Below are 22,387 nucleotides of genomic sequence, written 5' to 3'. Positions count from 1 at the left end.
CGCCGTGTCACGAGGCCCGGGACCGCTGTTCCCGGGCCTCGTCGTATGCCCGTCGGGCCTTTTCCACCTCGTCCATGCGGTCGTGGGTCCACGTGGCCAGGGTGCGCACCTGTTCCGCCGCCTCACGGCCGAGGCCGGTGAGCGAGTAGTCGACCCGGGGCGGGATGACCGGCTTGGCGTCCCGGTGGACCAGGCCGTCGCGCTCCAGGGTCTGCAGGGTCTGGGCGAGCATCTTCTCGCTGACCCGTCCCACCCGGCCGATGGCCCGGCGCAGCTCGCTGAACCGTCGCGCGCCCGCCAGCAGCTCGATCAGCACCAGCACGCCCCAGCGGCTGGTGACGTGCTCCAGGACCAGCCGGTAGGGACACTGTGCCTCGGCCTCGGCGCCGGTACGCGCCCTGCTGTTACTTACCGCCATGCCAGTACCTTACTTCAAAGTGGGTACTTTCCACGAGAAAGCGCTTCTCCTAGGGTAAGTGGCACAGCCACCCGAACGAGGAGTTTGCACCCATGAGCATCGTCGTCACCGGAGCCACCGGCCACCTCGGCCGACACGTAGTGGAGCAGCTCCTGGAGAAGGTCCCGGCGGAGCGGATCACCGCGGTCGTGCGCGACGCGGACAAGGCCGCCGGCCCGGCGGCCCGCGGAGTGCGGGTCGCCGTCGCCGACTACAACGCGCCCGAGACCTTCGACGGCCTGTTCGCGGCCGGCGACAAGGTCCTGCTGATCTCGGGCAACGAGTTCGACAAGGGCCGGGTGCGGCAGCACTCGGTCGTCATCGACGCGGCGAGGGCGGCGGGCGTGGCGCTGCTCGCGTACACCAGTGCCCCCGGCAGCCTGACCGCCGCGCTGGCCGACGACCACCGGGCCACCGAGGAGGTGCTGCTCGCCTCCGGCCTGCCGTACACGCTGCTGCGCAACGGCTGGTACCACGAGAACTACACCGAGAACCTGGCCCCGGTGCTGGAGCACGGCGCGGTCGTGGCGGCGGCCGGTGCGGGCCGGGTCTCCTCGGCCTCGCGCGCCGACTACGCGGCCGCGGCGGTCGCGGTTCTCACCGGCGAGGGACACGAGAACACGACGTACGAGCTGGGCGGCGACGAGGCCTGGAGTTTCGCCGAGTACGCGGCCGAGCTGAGCCGGCAGACCGGCCGGGAGATCGTCTACAACGCCGTCTCCGGCGAGACGCAGAAGGGCATCCTGACCGGCGCCGGGCTGCCGGAACCGCTGGCCGAGATCCTGGCCGGCGTCGACGCGTCGATCGAGAAGGGCGAGCTGGTCGTCTCCACCGGTGACCTGTCGCGACTGGCCGGCCGCCCGGCCACCCCTCTCGCGGAGGCGATCACCGTCGCGCTCAAGGGCTGAGCCGGCCTCCGGTGAGCCCCGCGGCACTAGGGCCCGTGACCGGCTCCGAGCTGCCACTAAGGACCTGGCCAGGACCGTGAGCAGCCGTTGGCCGAGCCCTGTCCGCCCTTCGAGAGCACCCTCCCCCCGCCTGTCATGACCGTATGGCGATACGGGCATGACAGGCGGATGCCATCGGCGTTACCTTCGTTCCCGCGTGGCTGCGACGTGAGGGAGGGCCCGTGGCCGGGACATCCAAGGGTGAACATCGAACAGGCCTGCTGAACGGCTTCGCCGCCTACGGCATGTGGGGGCTGGTGCCGCTGTTCTGGCCGCTGCTCAAGCCCGCCGGGGCGCTCGAGATCCTCGCCCACCGCATGGTGTGGTCCCTGGTCTTCGTGGCCGTCGCCCTGCTCTTCGTACGGCGCTGGGCCTGGGCCGGGGAACTGCTGCGCCAGCCGCGCCGGCTCGCGCTCGTCGTCGTGGCGGCGGCCGTCATCACGGTGAACTGGGGCGTCTACATATGGGCCGTGAACTCCGGCCATGTCGTCGAGTCCTCCCTCGGGTACTTCATCAACCCGCTGGTCACCATCGCGATGGGGGTGCTGCTGCTCAAGGAGCGGCTGCGGCCCGTGCAGTGGGCGGCGGTCGCGACCGGCCTCGCCGCCGTCGTCGTGCTGACCGTCGGATACGGCCGCCCGCCGTGGATCTCGCTCTGTCTCGCCTTCTCCTTCGCCACCTACGGCCTGGTGAAGAAGAAGGTGGCCCTCGGCGGTGTGGAGTCGCTGGCCGCCGAGACCGCTATCCAGTTCCTGCCCGCCCTCGCCTATCTGCTGTGGCTCATCGCGCACGGTGACTGCAGCTTCGTCGACGACGGCACCGGGCACGCCGCCCTTCTCGCGTCCACCGGACTCGTCACCGCTCTGCCACTGGTCTGCTTCGGCGCGGCGGCGATCCGCGTGCCACTGTCCACGCTGGGCCTGCTGCAGTACCTGGCCCCCGTCTTCCAGTTCCTGCTCGGCGTCCTCTACTTCGGCGAGGCGATGCCGTTCGAGCGCTGGGCCGGGTTCGCGCTGGTCTGGGTGGCGCTGGTGCTGCTCACGGGCAACGCGCTGCGCACCGCGCGCCGGACGGCCCGCACCCTCACCGGCCCCGCCGAACCGGGCCTTCCCGAACCGGGCCCCGCCGAACCGGGCCTCGCCGAACCGGGCCTCGCCGTGCCGGGCCTCGCCGTGCCGGGCCTCGCCGTGCCGGACCCTTCAGCACCGGGCCTCGCCACACCAGGCGCCTGCGCGCCGGACCCTCGCGCACCGAGCCTCGCCGCGCAGAGCCTCGCCAAGCCGGACGTTTCCGTGCCGGATCCCTGCGGGCCGGGCAGCGACGCGGCGAGACCGTAGCCGACGGCCACCGCCGGAACCACCGTTCGGGAATCCGCTCGCCCGGCCGGTGGGGGCGGCTATAAGTGGTGACCATGACCACGACACCCGCACCCACGCCCGCCCCGCTGCACTGGAAGCTCGTCATCGACACGGGCGACCCGCACAGCCAGGCCGACTTCTGGGCCGCCGCACTGCACTACACCGCCGAGGACAACAGCGCCCTGATCGAAGGGCTGCTGGAGCTGGGAGCGCTGTCGGGTGAGGCCACCGTCGAGTACCACGGCCGTCCCGCCTTCCGCGACCTGATCGCCGTTCGGCACCCCGACGACCCGTACGACCACCGGACCGGTACCGGGCTCGGGCGGCGGCTGCTGTTCCAGCGCGTGCCGGAGGCGAAGACCGGCAAGAACCGGCTCCATCTCGACCTGCATCCCGGTGAGGGACTGCGGGCGCAGGAGGTGGCACGGCTGGAGGTGCTGGGCGCGCGGGTGCTGCGGGAGGTGACGGAGCCCTCCGGCGCGTGGGTGGTGATGGCGGACCCGGAGGGCAACGAGTTCTGCGTGCACTAGTGGCACCGGTACCCGTGCGCCGTCCCTGCCGCACCGGTCCCGGTGAGCGGGTGTCCGGGTCCCGCAGGCGTGGTCCCCCGGCGGGAAGCCGAGGGAGTGCCGGGCCCTGGGCCCCGTACCGGACGTCGGTGGGTCAGGGCCCGGTGCGGCGCGAGTGGGCGCATGGCGTCGCGGGGCAGACGGCAATCGTCGGACAGGCCCTAGGCCTGTGCCGCGCGGGCCGCCCGGTCGGTGAGGCGGGTCATGCGGGCACGGGCGGATTCCAGAGGCCGCGGGTCGTCGGCCGCGGGACCCGGCTCGGCGGCGAGATCGGCCCACAGGTCGATCAGGTCACGGCCCATCCGCAGCCCCTCCTCGGGCTCGCGCACCGCGCGCCAGGCGGTCGCGGCGCTCTGCACGTTGCCGTAGGCCGCCTCCATGTCCCATGCCTGGCGGCGCAGCCGGGCGAGGTCCAGGGACAGGTGGAAGGCGCGGGCCGGGTCGCCCGCCAGGTAGGCGATGTAGGCGGTCAGTTCCCGCAGATGGAGCACCTCGGCGTGGCGGGGGCCCAGGACGGCCGATGCCTCGGTGACCGTGCGGTCGGCGAGTTCGGCGGCCGCGTCGATCCGGCCCGCCCGTACGGCGTCGTTGATCCGCGTCATCGGCTCGGTGAGCAGTTCGGCGCCCTCGGCGGTCTCGGTCACGGGGCCGTCCCCGAGCACCTCCTCGGCCACGGCGTCGAAACCCCGGGGCGGGGTGTGGGTGGGGGCGTGCGCCGGCTCCGGCTCGGTGGACACCGGGATGAGCGCGGAGGGCAGCGCGTCCATGACCGGAGCGGGGCCGAACCGGTCCGCCGGCTCCGGCGGCGGCCCGGCCGGTGCCTCCGCCACTGCCGGTGACGCGTTCGCGGCCACCGGGACCGGCTCCCCGGTCATCCGGCTGGAGCCGTCGGCCGAGACCTCCAGCGGAACCACACAGCCCGCGTACTCGTCGTGGATCGTGGCCCGTATGGGGGCGCCGAGGCTGATGGCCAGGCGCTGGAGGTGGTCCAGCACGGCCTGCTGGATCCGCTCCCCCGGCGCAGCCACTATGTCCGTCCCGCCCACCGACGCGCCGGCCGGCCCGGTCACCCGGACGGCCACCACCGCCGGATGCGCCGCGGGCTGCTGCGCCCGCTTCTTCTCGAAGCTGAGTCGAGACATCGGCTTTCCCTCACTCCCCCGGCGTCACGATCCGGTCGTACGCGTCCTGCCAACCAGTGTGTCGGTTCCGGTCGGCTTCCGCGTCACTGCGACGTCACAGCCTCGCACCAGCCGCACCCTGGCCAAAATTGATTGCGCATGCATAAAATGCACACGCTTTTATTTGAACTTCGCCACCGCTTCGTCTGGGGGACCCATGAGCCGCCGCTTCCTCTTCGTCCTGGGCAGTGCCCGCGCCGAGGGCAACACCGAGTCGCTGGCCCGCAGGGCCGCCGAACAGCTTCCCGGGGACGTCGGGCAGCACTGGGTCCGCCTCGCCGAGGACCCGTTGCCGGACTTCGTGGACCTGCGGCACGACAGTGACCACGTACGGCCGCCGGAGTCCACCTCCGCCGGCCGGCTGCTGGAAGCCACGCTCGCGGCGACGGACATCGTGATCGCCTCGCCGTTGTACTGGTACTCGGTCTCCGCCCTGACCAAGAACTACCTGGACCACTGGTCCGCCTGGCTGCGCACCCCCGGTCTCGGCTTCAAGGCGGCGATGGCCGGCCGCACGCTCTGGGGCATCGCCGCCCTGGCGGACCCCGAACCGTCCGTCGCCGATCCCTACGTCGGCACCCTCAACAACTCGGCCGCGTACCTGGGGATGCGCTTCGGCGGAGTGCTGCTGGGCAACGGCAGCGCGCGCGGCGACGTGCTGCGGGACACCGAGGCGCTGGCGCGCGCCAAGACGTTCTTCGCACAGGACGCGCCCGCCGCCCGCTTCCCGTACGAGAGCGTGTGAGCCCGCTCAGGCGTTGATGTCCTTCGCCGTGAACCGCGCCCAGGCCGCCGAGCCGAACACGGCGGCGTACAGCGCCTGCAGGCCGAGGTTCTTCGTCAGGTCGTCCCAGTAGACGGGGTCGCGCATCAGGTCGGCGAAGGACAGCCAGTAGTGCGAGAAGAAGTACGGCTGCAGCGCGTGCAGCTGGGGTATCTGGTCGAGGATCTGGACCGTGATGAGCAGGCCGACGGTGGTCGCCATCGCCGCGATGCCGCTGTTGGTCAGGGTCGACACGAACAGGCCGAGGGCCGCCACGCCCACCAGTGAGGCGGCCACGGCCAGCGCGATCAGCAGGGCCCGGCCAAGCCCCTCGGCGAAGCTGATCCGGGTGCCGGATATGGTCGTCAGCTCACCCAGCGGGAAGAGCAGAACGCCGACGATCAGCGCCGATGCGGCGACGACCAGGGTGGCCAGGACACAGAAGACCATCACGGTCGCGTACTTGGTCAGCAGCAGGCGGGTGCCGCCGGCCGGGGCGACCAGCAGATAGCGCAGGGTGCCCGCGCCCGCCTCGCCCGCGATCGCGTCGCCCGCGACGACACCGACGGCCATCGGCAGGAAGAACGGCAGGGTGGCGGCCAGCGCCGTGAACACCAGGAACAGGCCGTTGTTGGTGATCTGCGAGATGAACGCCGGGCCTTCCGCACCGCCTCCGCCCGACGCCGGACCGCCGCTCGTCTCGACCTTCACCGCGACACCCACCAGCACCGGCACCGCGGCCAGCACCCCGAGCAGGGCGAGTGTGCGCCAGCGCCGCAGCGTGGTGATCACTTCGCTGCGCAGCAGTCCGAAGGTCCACAGCGGACTCGGCCTGCGTACGGCCGCCGTCACCTCCACCACCTCAGCCCGCGACATCGAAGCCCTCCCCCGTCAGTGCCACGAACGCATCCTCCAGCGAGGCCCGTTCGAGCGTGAGGCCCCGGACGCGGACGCCCGCGGCCACCAGAGCCGCGGTCACCTCGGCGAGATCCCGCTCGGGCGGCTCGCCGGTGACCCGGTCGCCGTCGGCGGTCACGTCCCCGACGCCCTGTTCCTTGAGCACCCGGGCCGCCTCGGCCGGGTCCGGGGTGGTCACCACCAGCCGGCCGCGTGCTCCGGCCGCCAGGTCGGCCACCGCGCCCTGGGTGACGAGCCGGCCCCGGGTCATCACCGCCGCATGGGTGCACACCTGCTCGATCTCGTCGAGCAGGTGGGAGGAGAGGAAGACGGTCGTGCCGTCGGCGGCCAGTTCTCTGACCAGGCCGCGGATCTCGCGCATGCCCTGCGGGTCGAGGCCGTTGGTGGGCTCGTCCAGCACGAGCAGCCGGCGCGGCCGGAGCAGCGCGGCGGCGAGGCCGAGGCGCTGCTTCATGCCGAGCGAGTAGGCCTTCGCCTTCTTGCCCGCGGCCGCCGCGAGACCCACCCGGTCCAGCGCGGCGCCGACGCGGGCACGCCGGGTGCGGGGATCGGCGGTCGGGTCGGCGGCGTCGTAGCGCAGCAGATTGTCCCGGCCGGACAGGAAGCCGTACAGCGCGGGGCCCTCGATCAGGGCGCCGACCTGCGGGAGGACCGCGCGGGCCGACCGGGGCACGGGGTGGCCCAGCACGCGTGCCGTGCCCGCGGTCGGCTCGATCAGGCCCATCAGCATGCGGATGGTGGTGGTCTTGCCGGAGCCGTTGGGGCCGAGGAAACCGAAGACGCTGCCCGCCGGGACGGTCAGGTCGAGACCGTCGACGGCGAGCTGTCCGCCGCGGTAACGCTTGGTGAGGCCGCGCGTGGCGATGACGCTCGCCCGATCCTCTCCGAGGTCACGCTCCGGCATGTCCTCCGCATCGCGCTCCTCCCCGTGCGCGGCGGACGCTGCGTCCATCGGCTCCCTCTCGATTCGTCGTGCCCGGAAGGGGTTACTTCCCCGCGTCCGCCGCCTTCACCAGGGCGTCCTTGGTCACGGCGCCGGCGTAGACCTTGCCGTCGTCGGTGATCAGGGCGTTGACCAGGCGGGTGGAGAAGACCGTGCCCTTGCCGAACTTGCCGGAGACCTTGTCCCCGAGCGAGTCGAGGAAGCCGCCGAGGTCGCCGCCCTGGGAACCGGACGGCATACCGCTCCCGGAACCGGTGTCGAAGGTGACGACGGACGTCCAGCCCTTGCCGAGGACCTTGGCACCGTCCATGCCCTGGGCGAGGCCCCCGCCCGGCTTCCGGCCGTGGTCCCGCGCCTCGGACCCGTGCTCGTCCTCGGTGACCTTCGCCCCCTTGGGCGGGGTGAAGTCGAAGGTGGAGGCGGCCGGCCTGGCGAAGGAGACCTGGGTGAAGCCGGCGTCGACGACGGCGTCACCGCCGCTCTTCGGGGTCAGGGTGAACTTCAGCGGCAGGCCCGTCTTCGCGTCCACGGCGATGGTGATCGCGCCGACCGTGGTGCCGGACTGCTTGGGCTTGATCAGCAGCCGGTAGGCGTCGCGGCCGGCGACGTGCGCGGTGCCGTCGACCGTGACGGACGTGGTGTCGTCCACCGATTTCAGGGCCTCTTCGGCGAAGTCCTTGGGCGTGGCGGGCGACTCCGCCCGGTGGCCCTCCTTGCCGGATCCGGCCGCGTCGGAGTGATAGACCTCATTGCTCTTGCTGTCGTAGCCCCAGACGTCCTTGCCGTCGTGGATGAGGCTGTACTCGGCGCCCTGCTCCAGCAGCGAGAGCTTCTGCCGGTCCGGGCCGTCGGCCGCCACCCGCAGGGTGTGCGTGCCGGTCGCCAGCTCGGTGAGCTTGGCCTGCGGGTCGGCGGAGGAGCCGTCGCCGGAGCCCTGGGACGCGCCGGGGGCGATGCCGTTCTGGAGACCGCCGAGGTCGGGCAGTCCCAGGTCGGTGCTGACCCGCACGGTGCCGGACAACTGCTGCACGTCCGACTTGGCGATCTTCTCTATGAGCTGCTGTGCGGTGATCCGGGGCAGATCGGGGTCTCCGGAGTCGGCGAGCGCCGGGACCAGCCCGATCGTGGCCGCCGCCACCCCCACCACCGCGACCGGAACGGCGTACCGGACGGCCTTGCGCCGGCCGGAGCGCGGGTCCTCGTCCTGTGCGGCGACCGTTGCGTCGTCGGATTCGTACGGTGCCATGTGTGCCTTACCTCCGTCGTCGGCGGCGGCTGTCCTCACGCTGGTCCACCCTGAGCCGCCATTCTCACCCGAATCGGTGAGGAGTGGTGATTTCCGTGGTACCCATCTCACCAAATCGGCCGTGAGGAAGCGTCAGACCTCGGAGCCAATCCCGTGTACGCCTCCGGTATGACACACGGGGCCCGGCGGCCGCCCGACCCGTAGGGGTCCGGCACCGCGGGCCCATGTCAGCCCTACCACCGTGCCGCGGGAACCGCACCCGGAAGCACCGCCCGTGCGTGCCGCGCGGTGTTCGGCGCGGGTGTTCGGCGCGGGTGATCGGCGCGGGTGATCGGCGCGGGTGATGCACATGGGCGTTCACGCGGGAGTTCACGCTCGTGTCGACGCCGGGGTACGGCGCACGGGGCCGGCGCACGGGTTCGGGCTTGGTACGGCGCACGGGCCGGCGTTTGGTACGGCGCACGGGCCGGCGTTTGGTACGGCGCACGGAGCCGGCGTTTGGTACGGCGCACGGAGCCGGCGCCTGGGACGGCGCACGGAGCCGGCGCCTGGGACGGCGCTCGGGGTCGGCTTCGCGTCTCGTGTGTGCGTTTCGGCGGGGAGGCCGGCGGGGCGGCTAGCCGGCGCGGTGGACCACCGCGTCGCACAGTTCGAGCAGGGCCGCCTTGGCGTCGCACTCCCTCAGCGGCGCCAGCGCGGCGCGCGCCTCCTCCGCGTACCGGACGGTGTCCCGGCGGGCCTGCTCCAGCGCGGGGTGCGCACGCAGCGCGGCCAGCGCCTCGGCGTGCCGGGCGTCGTCGCTGAGGTCGGAGTCCAGCAGGTCACACAGTGCGACGTCCTCGGGCAGCCCCATCCGGGCGGCCCGCTCGCGCAGCCGGAGCACGGGCAGGGTCGGGATGCCCTCGCGCAGGTCGGTACCCGGCGTCTTGCCCGACTCGTGGGAGTCGGAGGCGATGTCCAGGACGTCGTCCGCGAGCTGGAAGGCGACCCCGAGCCGTTCGCCGTACTGCGTGAGCACGTCGACGACCGTCTCGTCGGCGCCGGACATCATCGCGCCGAACCGGCACGCGACCGCCACCAGGGAGCCCGTCTTGCCGCTGAGCACGTCCAGGTAGTGCTCGACCGGGTCCCGGCCGTCCGCGGGACCGGCGGTCTCCAGGATCTGGCCCGTGACCAGCCGTTCGAACGCCAGGGCCTGCACCCGGACCGCCTCGGGGCCGAGGTCGGCGAGGATCTGGGAGGCTCGGGCGAACAGGAAGTCGCCCGTGAGGACCGCGACGGAGTTGCCCCAGCGCGTGTTGGCGCTGTCCACGCCGCGTCGCACGGCCGCCTCGTCCATGACGTCGTCGTGGTACAGGGTGGCGAGGTGGGTCAGCTCGACCACGACGGCGGACGGCACGACACCGGGTGCGTAAGGGTCGCCGAACTGCGCCGCCAGCATCACCAGCAGCGGCCGGAACCGCTTCCCGCCGGCCCGCACGAGGTGCTGGGCGGCCTCTGTGATGAACGGGACCTCGCTCTTGGTGGCCTCGAGCAAGCCTTCCTCGACAGCCGCCAATCCGACCTGGACATCGGCTTCCAGAGCCTGGTCCCGCACGCTCAGCCCGAACGGCCCGACGACGGTCACGAGGGGTCTCCTGTCTGCTGGTGTCTGCTGGCGATTACACGGTTTGTCGATAGGTCGTTGCCATCACTCAAGTCAGCGTATCCGGTCCTCTTTCGATCACCGATAGCGCCCACCGGTCCAGCCCGGGCGGTATCGGATCATGACCGGTATGGTGCTGATCGGCTGATACGAACAGATATCTATCGACTTAACAGCAGTACACACTGCTTGTCGCGAATCCGAAGGTGAGCGGAGTAACGCCGGCCCACAACGGAGGCGTCCACCCTGCCGGCCCCGCGGGCACCCAGGCGCGCTCGAATCGGCTCAATCCGCCCGGATCCGGGCGACGGTCGATCCCCCGCCGCCCCCACTCACCCCCGCCACCCCCCTCTCCACCCCCCTACGCACCCTCTCCGCGGCCGGCGATGAGGCGCGAGAACGGCCGAGGGCGTATCGCGAATTCCACCGGAATCCGACTTCAGGACCGAATCGGCTTAATCCTCCATGTCTGATTTGCTGCATTTTGCTATTTCGTGAATTGGGTCACGTGGAGCAACCACCCCCCTCGCCCCCTCCACCAGCACGGCCATCCCTTCTCCCTTACGTCCTCGGCGAGTTGAGAAGTTGGCAACCGCAAAGGATCAAGTACCCCATACGGCACAGATCAAGGTCAAACAGTGCGTTGTATGAATCAGGCACTTGTTCCCGACATGTGCTCTCGCATACGTTCCGGGCCGTCGGGCGGAGCGCCAAATCCTGCCGCCGCCCGCGTAACCCATCGACGAACTCATTCGCAGGGCAGGAGCGGGGGAACCAGGTAAGTCGCCGGACCGGACGGCATACGTCGCACCGGAACGGCTAGGGGTGAAATCGCACTCTCCGGAGTGCGGCCGGGCACCTCCCCGCCCGAACCCGACAGCTCACCTCGCAGGCGCCGGAGAGGAACTTCCCCATGCCTGCTGCCGCTCAGCCTCGCCGCGTTCGCACCAGCCGTCTCGTCCGCAAGCTCGCCGTCGCCGGCACCGGTGCCGCCGTGCTCGCCCTCCCGCTCATCGGCGCCACCGGCGCCTCCGCGGCCACTCCTGCGGCCGCTCCCACGGCCACCACGCCGTCCACCACGCTCGCCGGATACCCGAACAACCTCGACGGCTGGATCCGCGAGTCGCTCGCGATCATGGCCGAGAAGAAGATCCCGGGCACCTACAACGGCATCCACCGCAACATCATGCGGGAGTCCTCGGGCAACCCCTCGGCCATCAACCTCTGGGACTCCAACGCGGCCAAGGGCATCCCGTCCAAGGGCCTGCTCCAGGTCATCGACCCGACCTTCAACGCGTACCACGTGGCCGGAACGTCGTTCAACGTCTACGACCCGGTCGCCAACATCACCGCCGCCTGCAACTACGCGGCCGCGCGGTACGGGTCGATCGACAACGTGTTCGGCGCGTACTGACCTGCGCGGACCGGCACCCCTCACCCGGCGGACCGGTGCGCACCGGCACCTGACGGACCGGCGCGCACCGGTCACCGGACCGACGGCGAGTCGCTGAAGTGACGGCCGGCCGGTTAGCCGGTTGGCCGGTCTGTCGGCCGGTTGGCCGGTCGCTCGGCTGGTCGGTCGGTCAGTTGGGCGGTCGGTCGGGCGGATGGCCGCTCGGTCGGGCGAACTGTCCGGTCGGCCACTCGGCCGGTCAGCCGGCCGGGAAGACTCTTTCGAGGACGACGGCGATGCCGTCGTCCTCGTTCGACGAGGTGACCTCGTCGGCCACCGCCTTAAGTTCGGGATGGGCGTTGGCCATGGCCACCCCTCGTCCGGCCCAGTGGAACATCGGGATGTCGTTGGGCATGTCCCCGAAGGCCAGGGCCCGTTCGGCGCCGATCCCGAGCCGCTCTGCGGCAAGCGCGAGACCGGTCGCCTTGGTCACCCCGCGCGGCTGGAGTTCCACGGTTCCCGGCCCCGACATGGTGACGGTCGCCAGCGAGTCGACCGCCGCGCGCGCGACGGACGCCAACTCGTCGTCCGACAGGGTGGCGTGGCGCAGCAGCACCTTGCTGATGGGCTCGCACCACAGGTCGTCGCGCCGGGCGACTTGGACCGCCGGCAGCGTCGGGTGCGGCATCAGATACCCGGGTTCGATGAGCGTGAGCCCGTCCACGCCGTCCTGGTCGACGGCCGCGTAGACCTGCCCCACCTCCGCCTCGATCTTGCCGAGCGCGGTCTCCGCCAGCTCCCGGTCCAGCCGGACCGACCACAGCAGACGGCCGGCGGCAGCGTCGTAGACCTGGGCACCCTGCCCGCACACCGCAAGCCCAGTACAGCCGAGGTTCGCCAGCAGGAGCCGTACCCGCGGGGCCGGCCGGCCCGTCACCACAAGGTGCCGGGCGCCCGCCCGCGCCACCCTCGCGAGCGCGGCCAGCGACCGGTCGGAGACGGTGTCGTCGCCGCGCAGCAGCGTCCCGTCCAGGTCGGTGGCGATCAGTCCGTACGCGGGGGTGGGTGCCATGATCAGAGAATACGGACCCCGCGCCCCGCCGACTCACCCGTCGTTCCACGCACTTACGTGCTGCTCAGCCCCAAGTGATGCCCACGGCACCCCTGGTGGCCGGGGGTGGCCGGCGGAGTGGCGCCGGGTCGTGGCCGGGGAGCTGTCCAGTCGTGGCCGGGGAGTCGTCCGGTCGTGGCCGGGAGGTGCTCCTGATCGTGGCCGGAGAGCTGTCCGTGGGCCTGCCGGTGAGCGAGACGGCGAGGGCGGCAGGGGCGCCGGGCCGGCCGTGGTACCTCAACCGTGGGCCGCGGCCAGGTGCTTCGTCAGCCGGGGGGAGGCGAACTCCGTGCCGCAGACGAAACGCATCACCGGGCCGTACGAGGACGCCGCAGGGAGCCCGGTGAAGTACAGGCCGGGCACGGAGGAGACGTAGCCGGGGCCGAGCTTCGGGGTGCCGCGGCTCACCGCGAGGCGGGTGCGCAGCTCGGGGCCGAGGAAGTCCATCGCCGCTATGTCGACGCGGTATCCGGTGGCGGCGATGACGTGGTCGGCGCTGAGCCGCTCGGTCCGGCCGTCGGGCAGGCGGACGGTGAGGACGGGGCTGCCGTCCGGGGCCTCGGCGCCGGTCAGCCGCTCGATCTCACGGACCTGCACGCGGCTCTCGAAGCGCTCGCGCAGCCACCAGGCGCCCAGCGGGCCGAGGACCCGGCGGACCAGGTGGTGGCGGGTGGCCTCGGGCAGGAAGCGGTAGGGGTGCGGGTAGTGGCTGAGCGCCCACAGCGACCAGGCCCGGCCGAAGGGGGACTCGGGGCGGAGAGCCGGCTGCTTCCAGGGCGGGGCGCCGAAGGCGACCCGGCCGCGCCCGCGCGCGACCACCCGCACCCGGGCGCCCGCCTCGGCCGCGAGCACCGCCGTCTCCAGCGCGGACTGGCCGGCGCCGATCACGATCAGCTCCTTGCCGGCGAACCGGCCGAGGTCGTGGTGCTGGGCGCTGTGCGAGACCGGTCCCGTCGCAGCCGGGCCGTCGGCGACCGCCCCGGCCAGCTCCGCCGGGAGGCGGGCGAGACCGGACAGGCCGGTGGCGACGACGACCGCGCGCGCGGTGAACAGCTCGCCCGAGTCGAGTTTCAGCTCGAAGCCACCGCTCGTGTCGCGGTCGACGGAGACGACGCGCACCTGCTCCAGGCCGGGGACCAGCTTGCGCTGGAACCACTCGCCGTAGGCGATGAACGTCTCCACCGGGATGATGTCCTCGTCGGTCACCAGCCGGCGGATGCCGGCCGTGTCGCAGTAGTCGGCGAGGGTGTGGCCGGGCTGCGGGCAGTCCAGGCTCGAGGCGGCGGGGGTCGACTTCAGGAGCATGCCCTCCGGCATGTGGTCGCGCCAGCTCACCATGGGGTCGCCGAAGACGCGGACGGGGATGCCGCGCGCCCGCAGATGCGCGGCGGTGGACAGGCCGAACGGCCCCGCCCCGATGACTGCAACCGGTCGAATCACGAAGTCCCTCCCCAGAGACGCGATGCGCCACCTTCGTGGCCTTGTCCGCTTCGTGGCCTTGTCCGCTTCGTGGCCTTGTCCGCTTCGTGGCTGTGCTGATGCCTGTGGCGTCGGTCCGCCACAGGCGGCCTACTTCGTGGCTGTGCCGCTGCCGCGGCGGTTGGTCCGCCACAGCTGATAGAGGTGCTTCGCGCCCGGGCGCACGAAGCGGGCGAGCATCGTGAGGAACGGCAGCGGGTCGTCACCCGCGAACCAGGCCAGCTCCGTCCCGCTCGCCCTCGCCGGAGCGTGCGGCGTCGTATAGCCGCCGCGGCGGTAGGCGAGGAGGGCGGGGAGGTCGATGTTCTCCACGATGTAGCGATGGCCGGCGCGCTGTTCCCCCTCGGGAACGGGACGGCCGGTCAGGTGCAGGTGCATCGCGCGGACGACGTCCACTCCCGACTCGTTCTCGAAGAGCCGGAACTGGGCGCCCATGCGCGGGTTGAAGTCGAGGAGCTTGTACTGTCCGTCGCGCCGGTCGAAGCGCAGGTCGAGGTCGATGATGCCGCTGAAGCCGATCTGCTTGATGAAACGAGCGGCGAGGTCGGCGAGTTCCGGATTGTCGACGACGTACGCGTTCGCCGTCATGCCCGCGTGCGGAGGCCACGAGCGGACCTTGACGCCGGTGAACAGCGCGACGGGGCTGGAGTCCCGGTCGAAGCAGGCGTGCACGATCCAGTCCTCGGCCTCCTGGCGCGGCAGGTACTCCTGGAGGATCACGCCGGGGTCCTCGCCCCAGTCCCGGGCCAGTGCGAGCAGGCCCGCGCGCGTGGTGATCCTCGTGGTGCCGTTCACGGCCGGCCGGCTGCGCCGCACGAACGCCTCACGGTTCTTGGCCACCACCGGGAACCGGGCGGTGTCGGCGAAGGAGACGACATCGCCGTACGACCGCGGGAACGCGGCCGTGGGGCTCGCGATGCCGTGTTCCACGCACAGTTCGTGCAGTCCCTGCTTGCTGGCGAGGCGGCGGGGCAGCGTGGGATCGACGCGTGGGAAGAGGAAGGGCCCGGCCAGCTCCTCCTGGTGCTCGGCGATGAGTACGGCGGCCTCCTCGTCCGTCGGGATCAGCACGGTCGGACGGCCGATCCGGCGGCCGATGCGCAGCATGCCCTCGACCAGCAGGGCCGGGTCCTCCGCGCCGGTCGTCGGCCACACGAACGCCTTCTTCAGATAGCGCGAGGAGGCCGCCGGCGTGTACGGATCCTCGGTGACGGCGTACATGGGCACGCCCAGGCGGCCCAGACTGCGGATCGCGCCGACACCACCGTGGTGCAGTGGGTAGTCGCCGAACTTGACGATCAGGCCCGGCACGTCACGGTCGGGCTCGAACGGCACGGTGACGGTGCTTCCGGCCACGGGTCCCCCCACGTGTCCCCCCAATGGAACGGACCCACCCCGTCCGTGTCCCCCAAAGGACGCTAAGCCGGAATTGCCGCCTCCGACAAGGCCTATTGGGACATTGCGAACTCTTTAGGTATCCATCGGGCAACCATTCGATGTTCCACGGCCACCATTCGCCCATGAGCACGGGGGACGCCCGAGCACACTGCCCAAGACACGCATCCCGGCCGTAACGTGTGGCCCGACCACATGGAACGCAGCGCCATGCAAGGCCCGGATGAGAGCGAGGCAGCACCCCATGCCCCCCTTCGACGTCCCCGAGGGCGACCCCTTCGGCCCGCACAACCTCCCCTACGGCGTGTTCTCGCCCTCGGGCAGCACGGAGCGGAGGGTCGGCGTCCGGCTCGGGGACCATGTCCTCGACGCGGGCGCGGCGGCCGCCGCGCTCGGCTCGCCGTACACGTCCCTGCTCGCCCAGCCCTCCCTCGGCCCCCTGCTGGCGGCCGGGCGCACAGCCTGGTCGCAGGTGCGGCGCGCGCTGCAGGAGTGGGTGACGGCGCCCTCGCACCGGCCGGCCGTCGAACCGCTGTTCCACCCCCTGACGTCGGTGACCCTCCACCTGCCGTTCGAGGTCGCGGACTACGTCGACTTCTACGCCTCGGAGAACCACGCCCGGAACGTCGGCCAGATCTTCCGCCCGGACGCCGAGGAATCCCTCACTCCCAACTGGAAGCACCTGCCGATCGGTTATCACGGCCGGTCCGGCACCGTCGTCGTCTCCGGCACCGACGTCGTCCGACCGTCCGGGCAGCGCAAGGGCCCCGCCGACCCCGCACCCGTCTTCGGCCCGTCGATCCGGCTGGACATCGAGGCCGAGGTCGGCTTCGTCGTGGGCGTACCCTCTGAACTCGGCAGCCCGGTCGCGCTCGGCGCCTTCCGGGAGCACGTCTTCGGGCTGTGCCTGCTGAACGACTGGTCCGCGCGGGACATCCAGGCCTGGGAGTACGTCCCCCTCGGCCCCTTCCTCGGCAAGTCCTTCGCCACCTCGGTGTCGGCGTGGATCACCCCCCTGGAGGCGCTGGAGCACGCGCGCGTGGCACCACCGCAGCGCACCCACCCGCTGCTGCCCTACCTCGACGACTCCGCCCCCGGGATCGAGCCCGGCGGCTACGACCTGCGCATCTCCGTCGCGATCAACGGGCACGTCGTGTCGGAGCCGCCCTTCTCGACCATGTACTGGACCGCCGCTCAGCAGCTGGCCCACATGACGGTGAACGGCGCCTCGCTGCGCACCGGCGACCTGTACGGCTCGGGCACGGTGAGCGGACCGGAGGAGCGCCAGCGGGGCTCCCTGCTGGAGCTGACCTGGAACGGCCGCGAGCCGCTGGAGCTCCCGGACGGCAAGCGCGCCTTCCTGGAGGACGGCGACGTGGTGACGTTCTCCGCATGGGCGCCTGGGGCGGACGGGGCCCGAGTCGGACTCGGGGAGGTCAGCGGGCGCGTGGTGCCGGGGTGATCGCCGGCCGGTAGCAAGGAGCCGACTCAGGTCCCGCCCGGCGAGCGCCCTGCACTCACCGCTCGACACAGGTGGTGAGTGCAAGGCGTGCTCGGGCGGGCCGGAGCCGACGGACAGCGGGCGGTTCCCCGCCGGCAGCTGACTCACACCCTCCCTCGGCGTCATACTGACGGGACACACATCACGCGACGCGCCCCCGGCGTATCGCCCTGGTGACGCGCTCCCGGCGCGTCGCACCCGCACCGCCCGGCACCCGCGCAACTCTCCGACCAGGAACCGGAGCCCCGGCATGACCATCTGCCTGCTCCTGCTGAGCGTCGTCGCCCTGACGGCCGCCGTACCGGCACCGCGTGCGCTGACCCGGGCCGACTGGCCCGAGCGGGACCCCGTGCTCGCACTGTGGGTGTGGCAGTGCCTCGTCGCCACCGTCCTGCTGTGCTGCCTGACCGCACTGGTCCTGGGCGCGGCGGCCGTCTTCCACACTGTGCGCGACCATGTGTTCGCCCCCGCGCCACCCGCGGTGACCGCCGCCTACGACCTGTCCGCCGCACCGGTGTGGGCCGCCGTCCTCACCCTCCTGCTGGCCTGCGGGGCCGCATGGACGACGGCGATGCTGGGCCGCGAGCTCGTCGAGGCCCGCCGCAGCCGGGACCAGGCCAGGGCGCAGCTGCGCGAACGCGCCCCCGACCTGCCGGCCGGGCTGCCGGCGGCACGCGGGCCGATGCTGGTCCTGGAGGACGAGTACCCGGACACCTGGTGGATGCCGGGGCACCCACCACAGCTGGTCGTCACCACCGGGGCGCTGCAGCGCCTCACGGACCACCAGCTGGACGCCGTCCTCACGCACGAGCGCGGCCACGCCCGGGCCCACCACGACTGGCTGCTGCACCTGTCCACCGCGCTCGCCACGGGCTTCCCGCGGGTACCGCTCTTCACCCACTTCTGCGACCAGACGCACCGCCTGGTCGAACTGGCCGCCGACGACACGGCGTCCCGTCGCTGCGGGCACCTCACCACGGCCCTCGCGCTGATCGAGCTCAACCAGCACCGCGGTGTCCTCTCCTGCGCCTCCAGCCGCCGCCTCCTCGGCGAACGCGTGGACCGCCTGCTCGAACCACCGCCACGGCTGCTGCGCCGCCAACGGGCCCTGACCACGACGGTGGCCGCGCTGGTGCCCCTGCTGCCCCTGGTGATCACGTTCGCACCGGGTCTGACGGCACTCTCCTGATCGCGGGCATGTCGGCAGGGTGGCGCATCCGACTGCGCCTGAGCGTGAATGTGCAGGTCAACACGCCTTCCGAACGCCCCGTCACCTGGCGCAACAAACCAGCAACACCCCTTTCCCTACCTTCTCGGTATGGTTCCAGCCATGCCACCCACCGACCGCACCCGTGACCTCGCCGGTCAGGGCGCAGCGACCACCGTCGCCGCCCACCGCACGCGTCGCCGGCTGCGTGCGGACAGGGCCCGGCAACTCGCCGACCTGCTGCGTCACCAGCTCCTGACCGGCGCCTTCGAGGACGGCCCCCTTCCCCACGAATCCAGCCTCGCCACCGACTACCGGGCCTCCCGCAACACCGTCCGCCAGGCCCTGGACCTGCTCCGGGCCGAGGGACTGGTGGAGCGGCTGCCGGGCGTCGGCACCGTCGTCGTCGCCCGGAAATACCCCCACGGGCTCGACAGCCTGATGGGCCTGGCGGAAACCCTCCACGAACACGGCCGCGTCACCAACGAGGTCCGCACCATGGGCCCCGCTCCCGCACCCGCCCCGGTCGCCGAGCGCCTGGACGTCCCGGCCGGCGCCGACGTCCTCTACATCGAACGCCTGCGCCGCCTGAACGGTCTGCCACTCTCCCTCGACCTGACCTACATTCCGCTCGACATCGGCACCTCGCTGCTCGGCGCCGACCTGGAGAACACCGATGTCTTCCGCCTCCTGGAAGCCATCACCGGACAGCCCCTCGGCCACGCCGAAATCACCCTGGAGGCGGTGAACGCGGACACCCATTCCGCCGCCGTGCTCCAGGCCCCGCGCGGTGCCGCCGTGCTGATGCTGGAACGCCTCACACACCTCGCCGACGGCCGCCCCGTGGACCTGGAGTTCATCCGTTTCCGTGGCGACCGCATCACCATGAGCGGCCTGCTCCACCGGACGTAACCGCCCTTCATCCACCCCACCCCGCCTGCACGCATCCCCGCCTGCACGCTTCCTGGAGACAGCCATGCCCTTGGTGCCCCAGCGGGCCGACGTGCCCGTGACCATCGACGAGTCGAAGTGCATCGACGGCTGCACCCTCTGCGTGGACATGTGCCCGCTGGACTCCCTGGCCATCGACACCAGCAGCGGCAAGGCGTACATGCACGTCGACGAGTGCTGGTACTGCGGCCCGTGCGCGGCCCGCTGCCCCACCGGAGCCGTCACGGTCAACATGCCCTACCTGCTCCGCTGACCCGTCCGTACCGCTCCGGTGAGAGGCCGAACCAGCATGAAACGCACGGCAGTTTCCCTGTCCGCCGCCGCGCTCCTCCTTCCGCTGTCCGCCTGCGGCGGCAGCGCCGAGGCCGGCAGCGGCACCACGGTCACCGTGACCGTCGGCTACCAGTCCAAGACCATCAACACCGTCACCGCCGGCACGCTCCTGCGCTCGCTCGGCTACTTCGAGAAGCAGCTCAACGCCCTGCACGACGGCCACACCTACAAGGTCGACTGGCAGGACTACGCCACCGGCGCCCCGATCACCGCCCAGATGACCGCCGGAAAGATCGACATCGGCTCGATGGGCGACTTCCCGCTGCTGCTCAACGCGGCCCGCGGCAAACAGCTCGGACGCCCCACCCACCTGATCTCCGTCACCGGCTACAACCTGCGCGGCGGCCTCAACACCGTCGTCACCGCACCGGACTCCAAGCTGACCACCCTGAAGGACCTCAAGGGCAAGAAGGTCTCCACGAGCATCGGCTCCGCCGCCGACGGCACACTCGTACGGGCCCTGCAGCGCGCCGGCATCGACCCTGACAAGGGGATCTCCAAACTCAACCAGCAGCCCGCCGTCGGTGCTTCGGCGCTCTCCGCCGGCAGCGTGGACGCACTGTCCCAGTTCGTCGCCTGGCCCGGTCTGCTCGCCTTCCAGGGCAAGGCGAAGGCGCTGTACGACGGCGCCCAGCTGAAGCTGCCCACCTTCCACGGCGTCACGGCCCGCGAGGACTTCGCCCAGCAGCACCCCGCCGTCCTCGACGCCTTCCTCAAGGCCCAGGCCCAGGCCACGGACTACCTGAGCGACCATCCCGTCACCGCTGCGGAGAAGGTCGCCGAGGCCACCGGACTGCCAGCCGAGGTCGTCTACCTCTACAACGGCGCCCACGGCATCGCCACCTTCGACCCGGCGGTCAAACCGCAACTGGTCACGGCGCTCGAGCAGGACGTATCCGTGCTGAAGGCCGCCAAGCTGACCGGTGACGTGGACGTGGGCGCCTTCGTCGACGACCGGTACGTGAAGAAGGCCCTCGGCTCCTCCTACGCCCAGCGGCTCGCGTCCTCGCCTGCACCGGCCGCGAGCGAGGTGTGGGCCAAGGGCGGCCGCAAGACGATCACCTTCAAGGCCCCGAAGGAGCTGCTGGCGTACGTGGCCGGGCATCGCGACGCCATTCGTGCCGCCTACGTGCCCGACGCCACCACCGGCACCCTCTGGTTCGCCGACAAGGCGGTCTGGGTGGCCGACGGCGACCGGCTGCTGCCCTTCGTCACCCCGGCCACAGCGCGAACCTACGTCTCCGGCCACGGCGGTGCACGTACCGTCTCCTACGAGACGGCACTGGAGCGTGCGTCATGACCCGGCGGCCCCTCGCCCGCTATGCGCTGCGAGCGGTGTCGCTGGCCACCGCCCTCGGCCTGTGGCAGCTGCTGACCAGCCTGGACGTGGACCTGTGGCTGCGCTTCTCGCAGTTCCCGACGGTCACGGACGTCGCCCGTGCCTTCTCCGACCGGCTCTCCGGCGCCGATTACTGGACCGACCTCACCGACAGCCTGACCCGCATCCTCACCGGCTTCGCGCTGGCGGCCGTCCTGGGCGTGGCGACGGGCGTGCTCGTGGCCCGCTCGCGCCTCGCCGAGGACCTGCTCGGTCCCGTCCTGGAAGTCGTCCGGCCGATACCGGCGATCGCGCTCGTCCCGGTCGCGATCCTGCTCTTCCCCTCGAACGAACAGGGCATCGTCTTCATCACCTGCACCGCCGCCTTCTTCCCCGTGCTGGTCTCCACCCGGCACGCGGTCCGCGCGCTGACCCCGGTGTGGGAAGAGGCCGTGCGCACCATGGGCGGCGGCCGGCTCCGCATCCTCGGCTCGGTCGTGCTGCCGGGGGCGCTGCCGGGCATCTTCGGCGGTCTGTCGGTCGGTATCGGCGTGTCGTGGATCTGCGTGATCTCCGCCGAGATGATCTCCGGCCAGTACGGAGTCGGGTACCGCACCTGGCAGGACTACACGGTGGTGAACTACCCGGGCGTGTTCGTCGGCATGGTCACCATCGGCGTCCTCGGCTGGCTGACCTCCACGGCCGTGGAACTCCTCGGCCGGCGCCTGACCCGCTGGCTGCCCCGCACCTCGTACGTCCCCGGCGGCCGCGCCCGCGCGGCCCGCCCGCTCACCGTCCCGGCTCGCACCGACGGCGAGGCCGAGCACAAGTCCCAGCCCGACCAGCAGGGCGAGAACGACACCGAGGAGGCCCGCGATGAGCACCTCGTCTGAGACCGTCACCTCTCCGGCCAGGCCGGCACCGGGAACCGCACGCGGCACCCGGCTCGTGTTCCGCGGCGCCGTCCTGGGCCGCCCGGACGCCCCGGTCCTGGCCGACGTCGACCTCGAGGTCGCCCCCGGCGAGATCCTCACCGTCGTCGGCCCGTCCGGCTGCGGCAAGTCGACGCTGCTGCGCACGCTCGCCGGGCTACTTGCCCCGCTGGGCGGTGCGGCGGACGTGGACGGCAGCCCGCTGACCGGCCCGTCGGCCGACCGCGCGCTGGTCTTCCAGGAGGACGCGCTGCTGCCCTGGCGGACGCTGCGCGGAAACGTGGAACTGCCGCTCGCCATCAGGGGCGTGCCACGCGCCGAACGCCGCTCACGGGCCGAGGCCTGGCTCGCGCGGGTCGGGGTCAGCGCGCAGGCCGGGCAGTTGCCGCACCGGGTGTCCGGCGGGCAGCGCCAGCGTGCCCAGTTGGCCCGCGCCCTGGCCGACAGCCCGCGCGCGGTCCTGATGGACGAGCCCTTCGGCGCGCTCGACGCCCAGACCCGTTCCGGCATGCAGGACCTGCTGGTCGAGGTGCTGCACGGTACGGGCGCGACGGTCGTCTTCGTCACGCACGACGTGGACGAGGCACTCTTCCTCGGCGACCGCGTGGCCCTGCTCGGCTCAGGCCGGGTGGCCGCTGTACGAAACGTGCCGCACCCCCGTGACCGTGCGGCCTTCGACGCTCCGGACCGCGTGGCCCTGCGCCGCGACATCCTCACCTCGCTCGGCTCCTGAAAGGCAC

Annotated in this window: 22 protein-coding genes and 1 riboswitch; of the genes, 12 read left to right on the top strand and 10 right to left on the bottom strand. The window is 71.8% G+C overall.

The genetic code is table 11. The features are described 5' to 3' along the window. Nucleotides 1-7: 7 nt before the first annotated feature. Nucleotides 8-418, bottom strand: a complete 411-nt coding sequence (locus ACGFT2_RS27795; protein ID WP_393283143.1) for a winged helix-turn-helix transcriptional regulator — start codon at nucleotides 416-418, stop codon at nucleotides 8-10. A 92-nt stretch (nucleotides 419-510) separates the two neighbouring features. Between ACGFT2_RS27795 and ACGFT2_RS27790 the strand changes: the two genes are divergently transcribed. The 3 genes from ACGFT2_RS27790 (at nucleotide 511) to ACGFT2_RS27780 (ending at nucleotide 3,292) form a co-directional block, all read left to right on the top strand. Beyond that, nucleotides 511-1,365 carry an NAD(P)H-binding protein gene (locus tag ACGFT2_RS27790; protein WP_393283140.1) on the top strand — a complete coding sequence of 285 codons (855 nt, stop codon included), beginning with the start codon at nucleotides 511-513 and terminating at the stop codon, nucleotides 1,363-1,365. Nucleotides 1,366-1,586: 221 nt separating this feature from the next. Beyond that, nucleotides 1,587-2,741 (top strand): EamA family transporter RarD, encoded by a 1,155-nt coding sequence (gene rarD / locus ACGFT2_RS27785; RefSeq protein WP_393283137.1) that lies wholly within the window; start codon nucleotides 1,587-1,589, stop codon nucleotides 2,739-2,741. A gap of 74 nt (nucleotides 2,742-2,815) precedes the next feature. After that, on the top strand, nucleotides 2,816-3,292 hold the full coding sequence (locus ACGFT2_RS27780; RefSeq protein WP_393283135.1) for a VOC family protein: 477 nt from the start codon (nucleotides 2,816-2,818) through the stop codon (nucleotides 3,290-3,292). 200 nt (nucleotides 3,293-3,492) lie between these two features. Here the strand turns inward: ACGFT2_RS27780 and ACGFT2_RS27775 are convergent, their stop codons facing one another. Further along, nucleotides 3,493-4,473: a hypothetical protein gene (locus ACGFT2_RS27775; RefSeq protein WP_393283132.1), complete on the bottom strand. Its 981-nt coding sequence runs from the start codon at nucleotides 4,471-4,473 to the stop codon at nucleotides 3,493-3,495. Nucleotides 4,474-4,669: 196 nt separating this feature from the next. Between ACGFT2_RS27775 and ACGFT2_RS27770 the strand changes: the two genes are divergently transcribed. Further along, nucleotides 4,670-5,257 carry a flavodoxin family protein gene (locus ACGFT2_RS27770; protein WP_393283130.1) on the top strand — a complete coding sequence of 196 codons (588 nt, stop codon included), beginning with the start codon at nucleotides 4,670-4,672 and terminating at the stop codon, nucleotides 5,255-5,257. A gap of 6 nt (nucleotides 5,258-5,263) precedes the next feature. Here ACGFT2_RS27770 and ACGFT2_RS27765 read toward each other — a convergent pair whose 3' ends face one another. The 4 genes from ACGFT2_RS27765 to ACGFT2_RS27750 form a co-directional block, all read right to left on the bottom strand. Then, a complete protein-coding gene (locus ACGFT2_RS27765; protein WP_393283127.1) occupies nucleotides 5,264-6,151 on the bottom strand; it encodes an ABC transporter permease in 888 nt (295 codons plus the stop codon). Then, nucleotides 6,138-7,097, bottom strand: a complete 960-nt coding sequence (locus ACGFT2_RS27760) for an ABC transporter ATP-binding protein (RefSeq protein ID WP_393283483.1) — start codon at nucleotides 7,095-7,097, stop codon at nucleotides 6,138-6,140. The genes ACGFT2_RS27765 and ACGFT2_RS27760 overlap by 14 nt, the downstream gene beginning before the upstream one ends. Before the next feature lie 82 nt (nucleotides 7,098-7,179). Beyond that, nucleotides 7,180-8,382 (bottom strand): outer membrane lipoprotein carrier protein LolA, encoded by a 1,203-nt coding sequence (locus tag ACGFT2_RS27755; protein WP_393283124.1) that lies wholly within the window; start codon nucleotides 8,380-8,382, stop codon nucleotides 7,180-7,182. 616 nt (nucleotides 8,383-8,998) lie between these two features. Then, nucleotides 8,999-10,009, bottom strand: a complete 1,011-nt coding sequence (locus ACGFT2_RS27750) for a polyprenyl synthetase family protein (protein WP_393283121.1) — start codon at nucleotides 10,007-10,009, stop codon at nucleotides 8,999-9,001. Between the two features lie 748 nt (nucleotides 10,010-10,757). Beyond that, nucleotides 10,758-10,937, top strand: a riboswitch (cyclic di-AMP (ydaO/yuaA leader). Between the two features lie 3 nt (nucleotides 10,938-10,940). On the opposite strand from ACGFT2_RS27750, the gene ACGFT2_RS27745 reads away from it, so the two are divergent. Continuing rightward, nucleotides 10,941-11,441 (top strand): transglycosylase SLT domain-containing protein, encoded by a 501-nt coding sequence (locus ACGFT2_RS27745; protein WP_393283120.1) that lies wholly within the window; start codon nucleotides 10,941-10,943, stop codon nucleotides 11,439-11,441. Between the two features lie 113 nt (nucleotides 11,442-11,554). Here ACGFT2_RS27745 and ACGFT2_RS27740 read toward each other — a convergent pair whose 3' ends face one another. The 4 genes from ACGFT2_RS27740 to ACGFT2_RS27725 all read right to left on the bottom strand — a co-directional run bounded on the left by ACGFT2_RS27740 (nucleotide 11,555) and on the right by ACGFT2_RS27725 (nucleotide 15,345). Then, nucleotides 11,555-11,671 (bottom strand): PT domain-containing protein, encoded by a 117-nt coding sequence (locus ACGFT2_RS27740; protein ID WP_393283119.1) that lies wholly within the window; start codon nucleotides 11,669-11,671, stop codon nucleotides 11,555-11,557. 8 nt (nucleotides 11,672-11,679) lie between these two features. Beyond that, complete coding sequence (locus ACGFT2_RS27735) at nucleotides 11,680-12,492, bottom strand: HAD family hydrolase (protein WP_393283118.1); 813 nt, start codon at nucleotides 12,490-12,492, stop codon at nucleotides 11,680-11,682. A 276-nt stretch (nucleotides 12,493-12,768) separates the two neighbouring features. Further along, nucleotides 12,769-13,971 carry an FAD-dependent oxidoreductase gene (locus ACGFT2_RS27730; protein WP_393283116.1) on the bottom strand — a complete coding sequence of 401 codons (1,203 nt, stop codon included), beginning with the start codon at nucleotides 13,969-13,971 and terminating at the stop codon, nucleotides 12,769-12,771. Nucleotides 13,972-14,100: 129 nt separating this feature from the next. Continuing rightward, entirely contained in the window at nucleotides 14,101-15,345 is a 1,245-nt protein-coding gene (locus tag ACGFT2_RS27725; RefSeq protein ID WP_393283480.1) for an ATP-grasp domain-containing protein, read from the bottom strand. Nucleotides 15,346-15,649: 304 nt separating this feature from the next. On the opposite strand from ACGFT2_RS27725, the gene fahA reads away from it, so the two are divergent. The 7 genes from fahA to ACGFT2_RS27690 all read left to right on the top strand — a co-directional run bounded on the left by fahA (nucleotide 15,650) and on the right by ACGFT2_RS27690 (nucleotide 22,380). After that, nucleotides 15,650-16,867: a fumarylacetoacetase gene (fahA, locus tag ACGFT2_RS27720; RefSeq protein ID WP_393283113.1), complete on the top strand. Its 1,218-nt coding sequence runs from the start codon at nucleotides 15,650-15,652 to the stop codon at nucleotides 16,865-16,867. Nucleotides 16,868-17,156: 289 nt separating this feature from the next. After that, nucleotides 17,157-18,095, top strand: a complete 939-nt coding sequence (locus ACGFT2_RS27715; protein ID WP_393283111.1) for a M56 family metallopeptidase — start codon at nucleotides 17,157-17,159, stop codon at nucleotides 18,093-18,095. A gap of 141 nt (nucleotides 18,096-18,236) precedes the next feature. Then, nucleotides 18,237-19,025, top strand: a complete 789-nt coding sequence (locus ACGFT2_RS27710; protein WP_393283108.1) for a GntR family transcriptional regulator — start codon at nucleotides 18,237-18,239, stop codon at nucleotides 19,023-19,025. A 64-nt stretch (nucleotides 19,026-19,089) separates the two neighbouring features. After that, nucleotides 19,090-19,317 carry a ferredoxin family protein gene (locus ACGFT2_RS27705; protein WP_053852588.1) on the top strand — a complete coding sequence of 76 codons (228 nt, stop codon included), beginning with the start codon at nucleotides 19,090-19,092 and terminating at the stop codon, nucleotides 19,315-19,317. A gap of 36 nt (nucleotides 19,318-19,353) precedes the next feature. Further along, nucleotides 19,354-20,697: an ABC transporter substrate-binding protein gene (locus ACGFT2_RS27700; protein WP_393283105.1), complete on the top strand. Its 1,344-nt coding sequence runs from the start codon at nucleotides 19,354-19,356 to the stop codon at nucleotides 20,695-20,697. Continuing rightward, nucleotides 20,694-21,608, top strand: a complete 915-nt coding sequence (locus tag ACGFT2_RS27695; RefSeq protein ID WP_393283102.1) for an ABC transporter permease — start codon at nucleotides 20,694-20,696, stop codon at nucleotides 21,606-21,608. The genes ACGFT2_RS27700 and ACGFT2_RS27695 overlap by 4 nt, the downstream gene beginning before the upstream one ends. Next, nucleotides 21,592-22,380, top strand: a complete 789-nt coding sequence (locus ACGFT2_RS27690; protein ID WP_393283099.1) for an ABC transporter ATP-binding protein — start codon at nucleotides 21,592-21,594, stop codon at nucleotides 22,378-22,380. Before ACGFT2_RS27695 ends, ACGFT2_RS27690 begins: the two co-directional genes overlap by 17 nt. Nucleotides 22,381-22,387 lie beyond the last annotated feature (7 nt).

It is taken from the genome of Streptomyces sp. NPDC048514, from assembly GCF_043199955.1.
Classification (GTDB): domain Bacteria; phylum Actinomycetota; class Actinomycetes; order Streptomycetales; family Streptomycetaceae; genus Streptomyces.
This window is presented reverse-complemented; position numbering and strand designations above follow the sequence as displayed.